18 protein-coding genes are annotated in these 15,440 nt (G+C 55.2%); 5 read left to right on the top strand and 13 right to left on the bottom strand.

The genetic code is table 11. The features are described from left to right. Nucleotides 1–44: 44 nt before the first annotated feature. From adk to ACEQU8_RS05955, 6 genes are all read right to left on the bottom strand, one after another. On the bottom strand, nucleotides 45–698 hold the full coding sequence (gene adk, locus ACEQU8_RS05980) for an adenylate kinase (RefSeq protein WP_370262256.1): 654 nt from the start codon (nucleotides 696–698) through the stop codon (nucleotides 45–47). Between the two features lie 172 nt (nucleotides 699–870). Then, complete coding sequence (gene kdsB, locus ACEQU8_RS05975; protein ID WP_370262255.1) at nucleotides 871–1,644, bottom strand: 3-deoxy-manno-octulosonate cytidylyltransferase; 774 nt, start codon at nucleotides 1,642–1,644, stop codon at nucleotides 871–873. Between the two features lie 34 nt (nucleotides 1,645–1,678). After that, nucleotides 1,679–1,861, bottom strand: coding sequence for a Trm112 family protein (locus tag ACEQU8_RS05970; RefSeq protein WP_370262253.1), 183 nt, complete (start codon nucleotides 1,859–1,861; stop codon nucleotides 1,679–1,681). Further along, nucleotides 1,842–2,936, bottom strand: coding sequence for a tetraacyldisaccharide 4'-kinase (gene lpxK / locus ACEQU8_RS05965; RefSeq protein WP_370262252.1), 1,095 nt, complete (start codon nucleotides 2,934–2,936; stop codon nucleotides 1,842–1,844). Before lpxK ends, ACEQU8_RS05970 begins: the two co-directional genes overlap by 20 nt. Continuing rightward, complete coding sequence (locus ACEQU8_RS05960) at nucleotides 2,933–3,364, bottom strand: ExbD/TolR family protein (protein WP_370262251.1); 432 nt, start codon at nucleotides 3,362–3,364, stop codon at nucleotides 2,933–2,935. Before ACEQU8_RS05960 ends, lpxK begins: the two co-directional genes overlap by 4 nt. Next, nucleotides 3,361–3,969, bottom strand: coding sequence for a MotA/TolQ/ExbB proton channel family protein (locus tag ACEQU8_RS05955; RefSeq protein ID WP_370262248.1), 609 nt, complete (start codon nucleotides 3,967–3,969; stop codon nucleotides 3,361–3,363). The genes ACEQU8_RS05960 and ACEQU8_RS05955 overlap by 4 nt, the downstream gene beginning before the upstream one ends. Nucleotides 3,970–4,268: 299 nt before the next feature. Between ACEQU8_RS05955 and xseA the strand changes: the two genes are divergently transcribed. Beyond that, nucleotides 4,269–5,636 carry an exodeoxyribonuclease VII large subunit gene (gene xseA / locus ACEQU8_RS05950; RefSeq protein WP_370262246.1) on the top strand — a complete coding sequence of 456 codons (1,368 nt, stop codon included), beginning with the start codon at nucleotides 4,269–4,271 and terminating at the stop codon, nucleotides 5,634–5,636. 74 nt (nucleotides 5,637–5,710) lie between these two features. Continuing rightward, on the top strand, nucleotides 5,711–6,292 hold the full coding sequence (gene sodB, locus ACEQU8_RS05945) for a superoxide dismutase [Fe] (protein WP_370262245.1): 582 nt from the start codon (nucleotides 5,711–5,713) through the stop codon (nucleotides 6,290–6,292). A gap of 85 nt (nucleotides 6,293–6,377) precedes the next feature. On the opposite strand, the gene ACEQU8_RS05940 is transcribed toward sodB, so the two are convergent. After that, the gene (locus ACEQU8_RS05940) at nucleotides 6,378–6,890 is read right to left on the bottom strand and encodes a DUF192 domain-containing protein (protein WP_370262243.1); all 513 of its coding nucleotides are present in this window, start codon (nucleotides 6,888–6,890) and stop codon (nucleotides 6,378–6,380) included. A gap of 178 nt (nucleotides 6,891–7,068) precedes the next feature. On the opposite strand from ACEQU8_RS05940, the gene icd reads away from it, so the two are divergent. After that, nucleotides 7,069–8,316 (top strand): NADP-dependent isocitrate dehydrogenase, encoded by a 1,248-nt coding sequence (icd, locus tag ACEQU8_RS05935; protein WP_370262242.1) that lies wholly within the window; start codon nucleotides 7,069–7,071, stop codon nucleotides 8,314–8,316. A 68-nt stretch (nucleotides 8,317–8,384) separates the two neighbouring features. Here icd and ACEQU8_RS05930 read toward each other — a convergent pair whose 3' ends face one another. Continuing rightward, the gene (locus ACEQU8_RS05930; RefSeq protein WP_370262241.1) at nucleotides 8,385–8,606 is read right to left on the bottom strand and encodes a cold-shock protein; all 222 of its coding nucleotides are present in this window, start codon (nucleotides 8,604–8,606) and stop codon (nucleotides 8,385–8,387) included. Nucleotides 8,607–8,973: 367 nt separating this feature from the next. Between ACEQU8_RS05930 and clpS the strand changes: the two genes are divergently transcribed. Both clpS and clpA read left to right on the top strand, forming a co-directional pair. Next, the gene (clpS, locus tag ACEQU8_RS05925; protein WP_370262239.1) at nucleotides 8,974–9,282 is read left to right on the top strand and encodes an ATP-dependent Clp protease adapter ClpS; all 309 of its coding nucleotides are present in this window, start codon (nucleotides 8,974–8,976) and stop codon (nucleotides 9,280–9,282) included. Continuing rightward, on the top strand, nucleotides 9,279–11,603 hold the full coding sequence (gene clpA, locus ACEQU8_RS05920) for an ATP-dependent Clp protease ATP-binding subunit ClpA (protein ID WP_370262237.1): 2,325 nt from the start codon (nucleotides 9,279–9,281) through the stop codon (nucleotides 11,601–11,603). Before clpS ends, clpA begins: the two co-directional genes overlap by 4 nt. Nucleotides 11,604–11,681: 78 nt before the next feature. Here clpA and ACEQU8_RS05915 read toward each other — a convergent pair whose 3' ends face one another. The 5 genes from ACEQU8_RS05915 to ACEQU8_RS05895 form a co-directional block, all read right to left on the bottom strand. Then, nucleotides 11,682–12,839, bottom strand: coding sequence for a diguanylate cyclase domain-containing protein (locus ACEQU8_RS05915; protein ID WP_370262236.1), 1,158 nt, complete (start codon nucleotides 12,837–12,839; stop codon nucleotides 11,682–11,684). Between the two features lie 80 nt (nucleotides 12,840–12,919). Next, nucleotides 12,920–13,372, bottom strand: coding sequence for a dUTP diphosphatase (dut, locus tag ACEQU8_RS05910; RefSeq protein WP_370262235.1), 453 nt, complete (start codon nucleotides 13,370–13,372; stop codon nucleotides 12,920–12,922). 18 nt (nucleotides 13,373–13,390) lie between these two features. Continuing rightward, the gene (gene coaBC / locus ACEQU8_RS05905) at nucleotides 13,391–14,617 is read right to left on the bottom strand and encodes a bifunctional phosphopantothenoylcysteine decarboxylase/phosphopantothenate--cysteine ligase CoaBC (RefSeq protein ID WP_370262233.1); all 1,227 of its coding nucleotides are present in this window, start codon (nucleotides 14,615–14,617) and stop codon (nucleotides 13,391–13,393) included. Between the two features lie 24 nt (nucleotides 14,618–14,641). After that, nucleotides 14,642–15,178 carry a signal peptidase II gene (gene lspA, locus ACEQU8_RS05900; RefSeq protein ID WP_370262230.1) on the bottom strand — a complete coding sequence of 179 codons (537 nt, stop codon included), beginning with the start codon at nucleotides 15,176–15,178 and terminating at the stop codon, nucleotides 14,642–14,644. After that, the coding region (locus tag ACEQU8_RS05895; protein WP_370262228.1) for a zinc finger domain-containing protein at nucleotides 15,171–15,440 on the bottom strand (270 nt) is incomplete at its 5' end. The genes lspA and ACEQU8_RS05895, both read right to left, overlap by 8 nt.

Below are 15,440 nucleotides of genomic sequence, written 5' to 3'. Positions count from 1 at the left end.
AGAGGTGCTTTTTTACGCATTGCCGACCATGTGGCAGATGGTGCTTACTTTAGGGCGTCAAAAGCCCGTTGGCGAATTTCGTCCACAGAACCCACGCCGGCAATTTTGCGGTACTTTGGTGCATTGCTGTCGCCTGTGGCGGCCCATTGTCCGTAATAGTCCACCAAGGGGCGCGTTTGGTTTTCGTAAACATCCAAACGCTTGCGCACTGTTTCTTCTTTGTCGTCGTCGCGCTGCACCAAGGGCTCGCCTGTTACATCGTCTAATCCTTCCTGCTTGGGCGGGTTGAATTTGATGTGATAGGTGCGCCCAGAGGCGGGGTGGGTGCGGCGGCCGCTCATGCGTTCGATGATCTCGCTGTGTGGCACGTCAATTTCAAGCACGAAGTCGATTTTTACGCCAGCCTGTTTCATGGCCTCCGCTTGTGGGATGGTGCGTGGAAAACCGTCGAACAGATAGCCGTTGGCGCAATCGGCTTCTTTCAAGCGCTCTTTAACCAGGTTGATGATGATGTCATCGGACACCAGGCCGCCTGCATCCATCACTTTTTTGGCTTCGACGCCCAAAGGTGTGCCCGCTTTCACAGCGGCGCGGAGCATGTCTCCGGTGGAAATTTGGGGAATGCCAAACTTTTCTTTGATGAATGTGGCCTGTGTGCCTTTGCCAGCACCGGGCGCTCCCAATAAAATTAAACGCATAGTCGCCTCAAGAGTTTTAAATCCGGTGTTCGAACCTTGCATGCGCCAGCAGTTTCGAACCAATTTGTGTAGGGTGATCGACCCTTTGATGCGGCGATTATGGAGGTGTGGCCTTGCAGCAAACTTACCTGGGAATCGCCAGCATGGCCCTAGGGCCTGGGTAGAATATTTTTTATTCCCGACCCGCGTTGGACTCAAACAGCGCCCTGGCCCGAGCCAGATCTTCTGCAGTGTCCACGCCTGGCAGCGGGGCATCCTGAATAATACACACTTTTATGCGATAGCCGTTGGCCAGCGCGCGCAGTTGTTCTAGCGACTCCAACTGTTCCACGGGGGCGGGGGCCAGGGTTTGGTATTGTCGAAGAAAGCCGGCTTTGTAGGCATACAGGCCAATGTGACGCAGACCAAGATGATCACTGGGGCCGCCTGCAGGCCATTGTTCGGCTGCAAAGTGGTCGCGAGGGTAGGGGATGGGGGCCCTGGAGAAATAAAGTGCCTCGCCATCAACCCGCAAGGCCACCTTGACCACGTTGGGGTTCTTAAACTCAGCCCAGTCATGGATGGGGTGTGCACAGGTGGCGATGTGTTGGTCTCCGCCCAGCAATGCCTGGGCAACCAGGTCGATTAATTTTGGGTCGATCAGGGGTTCATCGCCTTGCACGTTCACCACCACGGTAGAGTCTCCCCAGCCTTTGGTTTGCACCACCTCGGCAATGCGATCCGTGCCAGTGGGCCAGTCGCTGCGGGTCATCAATGCCTCCAGGCCATGCTGCTCGCAGACCCGGGCAATGTCTTCATGGTCGGTGGCTACCAACACTTCTTCTGCGCCCGACTTCAGGGCTTGCTCGGCGACGCGGACCACCATCGGTTTTCCACCAATATCCAGCAATGGCTTACCGGGTAAGCGGGTAGAGGCATGGCGCGCAGGAATCACGGCTTTGAACATGATCAAATGGCTCCCAGCGGGGCATGTTGGCCCATCATTGGGGCGAGGCAGGGTTGTTCAAGGGTTCGGCCTGTTCCACCAGCATGATTGGAATGCCGTCGCGCACCGGAAACGCCAGTTTGTCTGCCTTGCAAACCAGGAATCCGTCCGTCGGGCGTTTTTCGAGTGGGCCCTTGCAAATGGGGCAAACAAGAATGTCAATCAATTGAGTGTCCAATGTGGTCCTCTAGGGCTTGGGTCAGGGCAGCAGGCAATTCAACTTCAATATTGGCCACCCACAAACGTGGGTCATATGGAGCCAATTTTACGGCATCTTTGCCCGTGGTAATCAGCACATCTTCAGTGAAGGCCTTGCAATAATCAGCAGGGTATTGAAAGTGGTCTGGCAATGGCTGGCTTCTTGCCAAGGACAAACCAATTGTCCGAAGGGCGGAAAAAAGCTTGTCTGGGTTCCCCAGGCCTGTGAAAGCTGCCACGCCCTTGTTGCGCCACCGCGCCAGCGCCTGTTCGCAGTTGAGGTGTTCTTGCGTGGCAGGCTGAGTAAACCCGCTTAAGCGCACCTGCACCGCATGCCAATGGGGCCCCGCTGAGGTTTGTAGCATGTCAGCAAGGGCTGACACCTCCACATTGCTGGCTAGAACGGCGTCCACGTGCCCAAGCCTTTGGCTGGGCTCACGCAACGGGCCGGCGGGCAACAGACGCCCGTTGCCCTGTCCACGTCTGTCAAACACAACCCATTCCAGGCTGCGTCGCAGGCGGTGGTGTTGAAGCCCGTCATCCGACACCACAAGCTGTAGGTCTGGGTGGTGGGCACACAAAAGGTCGACTGCCGCCTGGCGGTTCTGGCCCACCGCCACCGGGCAGCCGGTTTGCTGCGCCAAAAACACAGGCTCGTCGCCGAACTGCTCCACCAATTGGTCCAAGCTTTGGCTGGCCAACATGGTTTGGTTCAGCAGGCAGGGCAGTTGATTGCGGCGGCCGTAACCACGGCTAACCACCCCAACACGCACATCCCTTTGGGCGCAGTGTTGGCACACGGCCATCACAATCGGGGTTTTGCCGGCACCACCAGCAATCAGGTTGCCTATCACCAGCACAGCGGGTTGGGTGCGGGTTTTACTTTGTGTCACTTTGGTGCTTTGCTGGCTTAAAAATCTTGCCAGGCGGTGCAGCAGGGTGAGGCCATTTAAGGCGATGGCCAGCCAAAAGCCGGTGGGTTGGCCTTGGTACCAGATGCCGAGCAAGCGCTCTTCAAGGCGGGCACGCCACGGGTTGCCCGAGGGTTTGCTCATGGTTGCTTGCCAGATGTAGCAATCGACACCCTGGCCACACCCAAACCTGCCAAAACGTCCATGACCGTGACCACCGACTGATGGCTGGCCGCCGCGTCGGCCTCTACAATGGCGCGTCGCCCCAGCGGGTCGCTGGGCAAGGAGGCTAGCGCCTTGGTGAGTTCGCTGCGCAATTGTTTGGCATCCAGGGTTGTTTGGTTGCCATAGGCAAAGTTGCCATCCCGCCCAACACGTATGCGCAAGGCGTCGGGTTGTTCGGTTTGTGTTTGTGCCGCCTGGGTGCTAGGAAGGTCAACCGCCAGAGCACTTGGCTTTAAAAACGTGGTTGAAACCACCAAGAAAATAACAATCACCAACAGCACATCGATCAGTGGAATCAGGTTGATGTCTGGGGCCTCCGGCCCTGGCTGAGTGCGCTTGATTTTCATGGTCTGGCTTTGCGATTGGGTTCCAGCAAATCCTCAAAGGGCTTGATGGCCTCACCAATTTTATCTAGCAGGGTGTTGATTCGAATCCTGAACAGGCGATAGGCCACCAAGGCAGGAATAGCCACAATCAGGCCAAATGCAGTGTTGTACAAGGCCACCGCGATGCCCGCGGCGATTGCCTCTGGGGATTGCACACTGCTGCCCTGAACAGCGAAGATCTCGATCATTCCGATGACCGTACCCAGCAGCCCCATCAAAGGCGCTGCACTGGCAATCATGGAAAGCACATCGAGGTGCTTTTCCATGTTGGCTTGAAGGCTGCCGGCTTGGGTTTGCATGGCATCATCGGGCGATTCGCCGCGGGCGTGCGCCACAATGCCTGCGGCCAGCATTGCACCCAAAGGGCTGTGCCCTGCGAGTCGCGCCAAATTTTGCTTGTCTTTGAAGTTGCCCAAACCGCGACATACATCCGCCACCAACTGGGGGGGCAACCAATTGCTTTCACGCAGGGCCCAGCATCGTTCAAAGATGATGCCCAGGGCAATGATGGATGCAAAAATCAAAGGCCAAATCGGCCAACCAGCGGCTGTGATGATCGCCCACACAGTAGACTCCTCGTGAATAAGACAGCGACTGTAGCGAAAAAGCGTTAGTTACACAAACGCCTTTATTGCGTGAAATTCATGTAATTGTGGATAACTTTGTGGAAAAAGCACTTCCGTTTTTGATTTTGCTCAAAAATCATCGAAAGATGAACTTTTTGTGCAGTGTCATGGTTAAATTAAATCCATAAAAATCAATATGTTGAACGGTTTAATGCCTTTCTCCTGCGGCTTGCACGGTAACTTTGTTTTTGCTAGCGGTTGTGGAAATGTACCTCGCCGAGTCCATGGTTTGTCGATAAATGATTGACCCCAAACCCATTTTTAGCATTAGCCAGTTTGTCCGTTTGCTCAATGATCAATTGCGGCAACATCACTCGGCCGTGCGCCTAAAAGGTGAAATCGCCAGCTTCACCCCGGCTTCTTCGGGGCATTGGTACCTCACGCTCAAAGACGCGCAAGCGCAGATCAAAGCCGTGATGTTTCGGCCCCGAAATGTGTTGGCTGGCTTTCGGCCCGTGGTGGGCGAGCAGGTGGAGGTGCTGGCGCAATTGGCGATTTACGAACAGCGGGGCGAGCTTCAGCTGATTGTTGAGGTCATGCGCAAGGCCGGTCAGGGTAGTTTGCACGAGCAGTACCTTCAGCTCAAAAATCGCTTGGCCCAAGAAGGCCTGTTTGATTCAGATCGCAAGCGCCGTTTGCCCGGCATGGTCTTTAGCCTCGGCGTGGTTACCTCCTTGCAGGCGGCAGCCTTGGCCGATGTGCGGCAAGCCTTGAAGCGCCGGTGCCCCCATGTGCAATACACGGTCTACCACACGCCAGTCCAAGGCGAGTTGGCTGCATCGCAGATCGCCCTGGCCCTGGGCAAGGCAGATGCGGCAGGCCACGACGCCCTCGTGTTATGCCGTGGCGGTGGCAGCCTGGAAGACCTCTGGTGCTTCAATATGGAAGAAGTGGTGCGTGCTGTGGCCGCTTGTCACACCCCGATTGTTGTTGGGGTGGGGCACGAGTCGGACGTCACCTTGGCCGAATTGGCTGCCGATGTACGCGCCGCCACGCCCACGGCCGCTGCGGAGTTGGTGAGTGCCCCCACCCAAGAGCTGTTGGCCCACATTGACCGGTTATCGCAACAACTTGGCCGCCGGGCCCGGCAACAATGGTTGGCTTGGAGCCAGGCGGTGGACCGCGCAGAGCTCGGTTTGGTGACCCCTACCGCGTATGTACAGGCGCTCGGGGCGCGGTTGAATGGACTGGCCGCGCGCTTGCCCTCGGCCTTGGTGCAAGGCATCAAATTCAAACAGCAAACGCTGCTTCATCAACAAGCGATTATGACCGTGGCGGCCCGGCAGACCATTCAACACCAACAGCGCGTGTTTGATTCACAAGTTCTGGCGCACAGCGTTGGGCTTCGTCGAAATCTTGAGCGCTTGGAGACACGCCTGTCGCAAGTCGCTGGTGTATTGCAAGCGGCTTCTCCCCAACGCACCCTGGATCGTGGTTTTGCCTTTTTACAAAAGCAGCCCAGCGGCGAGGTGCTGGGACGGGCTGCCTCCGCAAAGCCAGGCGATGCAGTGGTGGCCACGTTGGCCGATGGCAAATTGATGTTAACCGTAGAAGGCAAAGCCCGGGCTGGGGCCAGCAGCGCAGGCGGTGGCGCAAAATCAGGATAGAATTTGTCTTGAAAACACACGAGATGCCCCCAGCTAACCCATTCTGATGTTTGAAGTGAGAGAGGATACTTGACATGCAACATACATTGCCCGAATTGCCATATGCCATGGACGCCCTGGCGCCCCACATTTCTAAAGAAACCCTGGAATACCATTACGGCAAGCACCACGCTGCTTACGTGACCAACTTGAACAACTTGATCAAGGGCACTGAATTCGAAAATTCCAGCCTGGAAGACATCGTAAAAAAATCAACAGGCGGTGTATTCAACAATGCTGCTCAAATTTGGAACCACACTTTTTACTGGCACTGCCTGTCGCCCAACGGTGGCGGCGCACCCACTGGTAAATTGGCCGAGGCCATCAACGCCAAATTTGGCAGCTTTGATGCGTTCAAAGAAGCTTTCAGCAAAAGCGCTGTAGGCAACTTCGGCTCAAGCTGGACATGGCTGGTCAAGAAGCCCGACGGCACCGTTGATATCGTCAACACCAGCAATGCCGCCACTCCCCTGACCACGCAAGACAAACCCTTGATGACCTGCGACCTGTGGGAACACGCCTACTACATCGACTACCGCAATGCACGTCCTAAGTACGTAGAAACCTTCTGGAATTTGGTGAACTGGGAATTCGTTTCCAAGAACTTCGAGGGCTAATCACGCCATCGTGATGTAGCACCCAAGCAAATTAAAAACGGCTCAACAATGTGTTGGGCCGTTTTTTTTACAAGAACCACAACGTCTATTTGGCCATCGCCCAATCCACCCGCGTACCAGGCCCGGCCCCATTTCGTGCAAACCACCCGGCGTTCATTTCAAGCGCCAGTGCAACAGGCTGTGTTGAGCAGTGAATTTGGGTGGTGCCAGCCCGCATCGTTTCGATGTTCACAATGTTGAGCGATTCATCAATAAAGGCCACATCCAGGTCAATCAAGGTGTTTTTCATCCACATGCACTGGATGTGCGGGCCTTCGAACACAAACAGCATGCCATGGTTTTTTTCAAGGCTTCTGCGGTGCATTAATCCCGTTTGCCGCGTGGCTGGTGTGTTGGCCACTTCGGCCTGAATCTCGACACCCCGGATGTGCACAACTGCGGCGGGCAGAAAATTGGGTGGCACCGCGAGGGGGGCAGCGCATGCAGCCTGTAGGCTGACAAACCACATCAGCAGGGCAAACCTTGCAACTCGATTTGCCTGCCTTGGCCAATCCGTGGCGATTGCAGCGGTGATGTTTTTAAATGTATGGTGTGTCATGCGGTGCTAAAGCCTGAAAAGGTCGTGACCGTCAGAGAACTGCAAGAAGATCAAGTTATTATAGTGCCATAACGCCATGAGGAATGGCGTTTCATATTGCGGAATAATTGTGATTTCGAGGCGGAGCGGATACACTAGAGTGTTCCCTCTAACACCCCCAAGAAGCAGCGGAGAGACCATGTACCAACACATTAAAGTACCCAGCGTCGGAGAGAAGATTACCGTCAACAGCGACTACTCCTTGAACGTGCCCGATCAACCCATCATTCCTTACATTGAAGGAGACGGCACAGGGTTCGACATCACCCCCGTGATGATTGATGTGGTGGACGCGGCCGTGGCCAAGGCCTATGGTGGCAAGCGCAAAATCAGCTGGATGGAAATTTACGCCGGCGAAAAATCAACCAAGGTGTACGGCCCTGACGTGTGGCTGCCCGACGAAACCCTCGAAGTGTTGAAAGAATACGTGGTTTCTGTCAAAGGCCCGCTGACCACGCCTGTCGGCGGAGGCATTCGCTCCATTAACGTCGCCCTGCGCCAGCAGCTCGACCTGTACGTTTGCCTGCGGCCCGTGCGCTACTTCCAAGGCGTACCCAGCCCGGTCAAAGAGCCCCACAAAACCGACATGGTGATTTTCCGGGAAAACTCCGAGGACATTTACGCGGGTATTGAATACGAAGCGCAAGGCGAGAAGGCCAAAAAGCTGATCAAGTTTTTGCAGGAAGAAATGGGTGTAACCAAGATTCGCTTCCCAGAAACCTCGGGCATTGGCATCAAGCCCATTTCCAAAGAAGGCACCGAGCGTTTGTTCCGCAAGGCAATCCAGTACGCCATTGACAACAAGAAGCCCTCAGTCACCCTGGTCCACAAGGGCAACATCATGAAGTACACCGAAGGTGCGTTTGCCAAGTGGGGCTACGAACTGGCTCAACGCGAGTTTGGCGCCGAGCTGCTCGACGGTGGCCCCTGGATGAAAATCAAGGCGGCCCATGGCGACATCGTGATCAAGGACGTGATTGCGGATGCCTTCCTGCAGCAAATCTTGTTGCGCCCAGCCGAATACAGCGTGATCGCCACCATGAACCTGAACGGTGACTACATCTCTGATGCTTTGGCCGCACAGGTGGGCGGTATCGGTATCGCCCCCGGTGCCAACCTGTCTGACTCCATTGCAATGTTTGAGGCCACCCATGGCACAGCACCCAAATACGCCGGCAAAGACTATGTGAACCCCGGTTCGCAAATTCTGTCGTCAGAAATGATGCTGCGCCACATGGGCTGGACCGAGGCAGCTGACCTCATTCTGACATCCATGGAAAAATCCATCGCATCCAAAAAGGTGACCTACGACTTTGCACGACTGATGGATGGCGCTACTCAGGTGAGCTGTTCTGGCTTTGGCAAGGTGATGATCGAAAACATGTAATTCGATGTGCCCCAAACAAAAAAGCCGGCTTGGGGCCGGCTTTTTTTATGCTTGCTTGAAAGCGTTGGTCAAGCGGCGCTTGTGGCGTCCATGACAGTGATGTTTTGAGCCTGCTTGCCCTTGGGGCCATCGACCACTTCGAAAGAAACCTTTTGACCTTCCTTCAAGGTGCGGAACCCAGATGCCTGGATAGCGGAAAAGTGTGCAAAAAGCTCGTCTGAGCCCTGATCAGGGGTAATAAAGCCAAAACCTTTTGCGTCATTGAACCATTTAACGGTACCGGTCGCCATCGCGAGACCTCCTTCAAAAAACTGATACTACGATTGGGAGCCCTTGGGAAAGCCCAATCACTCGCCGACTAAGAACGGCTTGAACACTATTCTTTGGCCAGTTGTGGCGCGGGTCAACCATACAATCAATACATTTTTTAAGGGTTTACCCCTTGTGATAGACAAAGCCGACCCCATGTCCAAGAAGTAACCGTTTTTAAGGGGTCGAATCCACCCATTCGGAAATTGATTTTCAAAAGCCAGATTTGCATAATTTTCAACAGGATATGTCACCCGCTTTTCAGCGAAATTTCTAGCCTTCAATAAAGGCTGCGGAATGGTCTCTAATCCTTGTTGCATGCCCCTTAGAAGTGATTACAATGAAGTTATGAGTTCGCAAAACAGTCCATCAACCGTTCTTGAAGCGCAGACGCAAAAAGCGAAGCTGCCCCCGATGTACCAAGTCGTTTTACTGAACGACGACTACACGCCCATGGAATTTGTTGTGATTGTTTTGCAGAAGTTTTTTGGTAAGGGACGAGAGCAGGCCACCCAAATCATGCTGAAAGTGCATCGTGAGGGCAAAGGGGTTTGCGGTGTATATCCCAAAGACATTGCCTCGACCAAGGTCGAGCTGGTAAGCAGTTTCGCAAGGCAGCATCAACACCCGCTGCAGTGCGTGATGGAGGAAACATGATTGCGCAAGAGTTGGAAGTAAGTTTGCACATGGCTTTTGTTGACGCCCGTCAGCAAAAGCACGAATTCATCACGGTGGAGCACCTGCTGCTGGCCTTGTTGGATAACCCCTCTGCAGCCGAGGTGTTGAGGTCCTGTTCGTGCGACATCGAAGAGATTCGCAAAAACCTTCAAAACTTTATCAAAGACAACACACCCGTGGTGTCGGGCCAAGACGAGGTCGACACGCAGCCCACCTTGGGTTTTCAGCGTGTGATTCAGCGTGCCATCATGCATGTGCAAAGCACGTCAAATGGCAAAAAAGAGGTTACCGGCGCCAATGTGCTGGTGGCCATTTTCGGCGAAAAGGATTCCCACGCCGTGTATTACCTGCATCAGCAGGGCATTACACGCCTGGATGTGGTGAATTACATTTCGCATGGCATTACCAAAACGCCTCAGGCCCCAGCTCCCAAGCAGGAAAACCAGCAAAACGAAAATCAGGAGCAAGAAGCTGAGGCCGCACAAACCACCGGCGACAAGCAATCGCCCCTGGACCAGTACACCCAAAACCTCAACGTGATGGCCAAAGATGGCAAGATCGACCCCCTGATTGGTCGCGAGCAGGAAGTTGAGCGTGTTATTCAAGTGCTGTGCCGCCGCCGTAAAAACAACCCCTTGCTGGTGGGCGAGGCCGGTGTGGGTAAAACAGCCATTGCCGAGGGTTTGGCTTGGCGCATTGTAAAAGGCGATGTGCCCGAAATTCTTGAGAGTGCCCAAGTGCATTCCCTGGACATGGGCGCCTTGCTGGCTGGCACCAAATACCGCGGTGACTTCGAGCAACGTCTGAAGTCGGTGCTCAAGCAGTTGAAGGCCAACCCGGATTCCATTTTGTTTATTGATGAAATCCACACGCTGATTGGTGCTGGGTCTGCATCGGGCGGCACGCTGGATGCGTCCAACCTGCTCAAGCCTGCCTTGTCCTCTGGTCAGCTCAAGTGCATTGGTGCGACCACATTCACCGAATACCGCGGCATTTTCGAGAAAGACCACGCCTTGTCACGCCGATTCCAGAAAATCGATGTGTCCGAGCCCACCGTTGAGCAAACCATCGAAATTCTGCGCGGTTTGAAGAGCCGTTTTGAAGATCACCATGGCGTGAAGTACTCCAGCGCGGCCATTTCCGCGGCTGCGGAGCTGTCAGCCAAGTTCATCAATGACCGCCATTTGCCAGACAAAGCCATTGACGTGATTGACGAGGCCGGTGCCGCGCAACGCATTTTGCCCAAGAGCAAGCAGCGCAAAACCATCACCAAAGGGGATATTGAGGACATCGTGTCCAAAATTGCCCGCATTCCGCCTCAGTCGGTCAACACCGACGATCGCAACAAGCTGTCTACCCTCGACCGGGATTTGAAAGCCACCGTGTTTGGTCAAGACCCCGCCATTGATGCGCTGGCAGCGGCTATTAAAATGTCGCGTGCAGGTTTGGGCAAGGCCGACAAGCCGATTGGTTCGTTGTTGTTCAGCGGTCCCACCGGGGTGGGTAAAACCGAGGTGGCCAAGCAACTGGCGTTTATATTGGGCGTGGAGTTGCTGCGTTTCGACATGTCCGAGTACATGGAGCGCCATGCGGTGAGTCGTTTGATTGGCGCGCCACCCGGGTACGTTGGTTTTGACCAAGGTGGTTTGCTGACCGAGGCCATCACCAAGAAGCCGCATTGTGTGCTGTTGCTCGATGAAATCGAAAAGGCTCATCCCGATGTGTTCAACATTTTGTTGCAGGTGATGGACAACGGCACCTTGACCGACAACAACGGTCGCAAGGCAGACTTCCGCAATGTGATCATCATCATGACGACCAACGCGGGTGCCGAGGCTTTGACCAAGCGTGGCATTGGCTTTATGGAGGCCAAAGTGCAGGGCGACGAGATGGAAGACATCAAGCGCATGTTCACGCCTGAATTCCGCAACCGCTTGGACTCGATCATCTCCTTCCGCGCCCTGGACGAGGAAATTATCCTGAGAGTGGTGGACAAGTTCTTGATGGAGCTCGAGGAGCAATTGCACCAGAAGAAAGTGGATGCGGTGTTCACCGATGCTTTGCGCAAGCACTTGGCCAAGAAAGGCTTTGACCCCTTGATGGGCGCGCGCCCTATGCAGCGTCTTATTCAAGACACCATTCGCAAAGCCTTGGCGGACGAACTGCTGTTTGGCAAGTTGGTTAACGGTGGCAAGGTGTCCGTGGATTACGACGATGGCAAGGATGAGGTTGTGCTTACCTTCTCGGAAGGTGCCGCCGGCGAAGAGTCAGAGAATGGCACTGAAGTAGCGGTGGATTAAGCCGCTTCCAAGCTGTCACATCAAAAACCCCGCATCAGTATTGGTGCGGGGTTTTTTGTTGACCTTTGCTTGGGCAGTTTAGTTTTTGTTGGCCACCACGCTTTGATTGCGGCCTTTCTTTTTTGCTTGGTACAACGCCTGATCGGCCATGGCCATGATCTGGCTGATGCTGAGTTTTGCGTCGTATTCAGCCAAGCCCGCTGAAAACCCCACTTCACTGGGGGCCTGGGCTCTCATGCGATCCACGATGCGCTTGGCATCGGCCACGTTGCAATTGTGTAACAACACTGCGAATTCTTCGTCGCCGATGCGGGCAATGCAGTCGCCGGGGCGGAAATTCATTTTCAACAGGTCGGCAAACACTTGTAGACGGGTGTCCCCCGCTCCATGGCCATAGGTGTCGTTGTATTGCTTGAAATAATCGATGTCGAGAATGGCGATGCTGGTTTTGCTGCCTGCTTGGCGGCTTGTGGCGAGCAAGTGCTGCGAGGTGGCATGCTGCCAGCCCCTGCGATTAAGCAAACCCGTGAGTGGGTCGGTTCGGGCTTGCTGGGTGATTCGATGAAGTTCACCCAGCAGGCGCTTTCTAAAGCGGGAGTGACGCCACAGTGACTGTGCAACATAGGTCACGCAGCACCCAAGCACTGCAAGCGCCAACACGATGGTGCTGCGTTGAAGTGTCGCCATTGCCTGGTCTTGTTCTAGGCTTAGCGCCTTCAGGTGTGTATTTAACTGAGCCAAGGTTGAGAACCAGGTGTCCAGATGTTGTGGGGGCAGTTGGCTTGGGGGCAAGACGGCTTGATCGAGGGCCTGTAGCTGCTTGCGAAGCGCTTTGGCTTGTGCATGAATTGGTGTGGTTTGTGGCGCCACGGTCTCGATGACTGCAAGCCGGGCTGAAAGTTGGTTGAGCAGGTCTTGTGTGGAAGTGTAGCCACGCTGCTCTAATGCGAGCCTTGTTTGGGCAATGTGGGTTGCCTCAAGGTGGCGCAGGGGCACACTTTGAACAATGAGGTCTTGCATGGCGGCTTCGAGGAGCCGACGTTTTTGGAGCGCTTGATCGGCTTGCTTGAACTGAAGCAAGGTGAATATGGCCACGCTGGCTAAGATAGCGCACAACACGCCAGTGGCCCAGCGCAGGTGCCCCGCATTGGCATGCCCAACTGGCCAGGTTTGCCTCGCTTTGGTGAGTGGGGCAGTGGGGATGCCGCTGGTGGCCCCGAGTGCGTTGGATTTCATGAGCGAACTCGCAACAAACGATTCACCTTCGTGGTTGATCGCGTGTTGGAAGTTCCGCTACAGCAGGTTTACAAAACGATTCAGCGGGTGCCGGTGCTTCCAAAACCACCTTCACCGCGTGCAGAAGGTGTAAATTCGTTGACCACATTAAAACTGGCTTGTACCACCGGCAATATGACCAGCTGAGCAATTCGCTCCATGGGCTCGACTGTGACTGGCACGGCACTGCGATTCCACAGCGATACCATCAGTGGGCCCTGGTAATCGGAGTCGATGAGGCCGACCAAATTTCCAAGCACCAGCCCCTTTTTATGACCCAAACCCGACCTCGGCAAAATGGTGGCGCAATAAGCAGGGTCACCCAAGTGCATCGCCAAGCCGGTGGGCACCAGTTCAGCCTGACCGGGTTGTAAGGTGAGGGGGGCATCCAGGCAAGCGCGCAAGTCCAGGCCTGCGCTACCCGGTGTGCCGTAGCTGGGCAACTGCTCGTTCATGCGCGGGTCGAGGATTTTCAGTTCTACTGGGATGGTCATGTGCAAGGCTCGAAAGGGTTAAATAACAAGGTGTTCAAGAAGTTGAATCGCCGCCTGCAGTTTGGGCAACTTGGGTAGGCGCACAGGCGCTCGATCGGCGCTGTAGGCCGTTAGCTCCACCTGGTCGGCCCCAAGAGCATGTTGCGCCAGGTTGCCAATGATGTAGTGAGCCCGTTTTTTTTGTAGTTTCTGGGTGGCGTATTCGTCGAGGTTCTGGGTTTCGGCAGCGAAGCCGATCACGGTGCGCGGTTGGCCTGTGCGTTGGGATATGGCACCCACATCGGCCAAAATATCGGGGTTTAAGTCGAACTCAATGGCCAGGCCGGGGGCCGCGCCCTCAGTCTTTTTTTGCTTGTGGGCGCTGGGGCTTTTGATGCCGTAGTCAGCCACAGCCGCCACACCCATGAAGCAGTCGTGTTGGCTCAGTTGTTCCATCACAACGCTGTGCATTTGCTTGGCGGACTCGACGGATTGAAGAACGCAACCGTGAGGCGTGGCCAACGCCGTGGGTCCACTCACAATGGTGACGCGCGCGCCCAGCAGCCAGGCTGCCTGCGCCAACGCGTAGCCCATTTTTCCGCTGGATCGGTTGGTGATGCCTCGCACCGGGTCGATGGCTTCAAAGGTGGGGCCGGCTGTGATCAACACGGATTTTCCCGCCAGTGGCTTTGGGGACACAGCCCTAGCCAACTCATAGACCAGCTCGGAAGGTTCTAGCATGCGGCCTTGTCCCACTTCGCCACAGGCTTGCTCGCCAGCGGCGGGCCCAAACACGTGCATGCCGTCGGCTCGCAGTTGTGCAAGGTTGCGTTGCGTGGCGGCATTGTTCCACATTTCCACATTCATGGCCGGGGCGACGGCGATGGGGCAATTGCGTGCCAGCACCAGGTTGTCTAATAAATTATCGGCCAAGCCGTGGGCGTATTTGGCGATGCTGTTGGCGGTGCAGGGCGCGATCAGCATGAAGTCGGCTGCACGGCTGATGTCGATGTGAGGCATGCCACGGTCGGCGGCGCCCTCGGGCCACTGGGAAACATGCACTGGTTGACCACTCAAGGCCTGGAAGGTGAGGGGAGCGACGAATTGAGTGGCAGCCGGGGTCATCACCACCTGAACCTTGCAGCCCTGCTTGCCCAGCAAACGAAGCAGCTCGGCTGATTTGTACGCAGCAATACCTCCACACACGCCCAAGACGAGCCTCAAGTTTTGAAGGCCTGGCAACGTTGGCAAGTCTGCAGTGGGCATGGCTGGTGGGTCCGTTTGGTGTGGTTACCTGGATTGTTGGCGATTGAAGAATAGTTCGTCAATGATGAGTCCAATTGCGCCCACGGTGATGGCCACATCGGCCACGTTGAAAGCGGGCCAATGGTAGTGCTGCACGTAGAAATCGAGAAAGTCGATCACAGCGCCATGCAAAAGCCTGTCGATGAGGTTGCCGATGGCCCCGCCCAAAATGCTGGCCAAACAAATCATGGAGAATTTTCGGTGGCTGGATGATCGCATCATGAACAGAATAACGATGCTGGCCACCACCGCCACGGCAGAGAGGAAATGTTTTTGCCAACCCGACTGGTCTGCCAAAAAACTGAATGCAGCTCCAGGGTTGAGCACATGAACAAGATTAAAAAACGAAGTGACCTCAACAACCGCACCCAAATCGAGCCGGGCTTGCACCCAAAGCTTGGTGATTTGGTCGAGCAAAATGAGCACGACCGAGAAACCCAGCCACGGCAATATGGATTTGCGGGGGGGCTTGAGTGCGGCCTGCGCTTTTTGAGTGGGCTGAACTGCTGCGGGCTTAGACATGCTTGCGTACCTCACCTTCACCGAACAAATTGCTGACACAGCGCCCGCAAATGCCTGGGTGTTCCGGATCTGCCCCAGTGTCGGGTCGAACATGCCAGCAGCGCTCGCACTTCTCCCCTTGGGCGGTGCTCACCACAATTTTTTCCTCGTTTGCACGAGCAATTTGGATGTCAGACACGATGAACAGGAACTTCAAATCTTCCCCCAGACTTGTTGCAGCCGCGTAGAGCTCGTCGGGTAGATGCAGCTCGACGGCACCCTG

This window comes from Limnobacter sp., assembly GCF_964228395.1.
Classification (GTDB): domain Bacteria; phylum Pseudomonadota; class Gammaproteobacteria; order Burkholderiales; family Burkholderiaceae_B; genus Limnobacter.
This window is presented reverse-complemented; position numbering and strand designations above follow the sequence as displayed.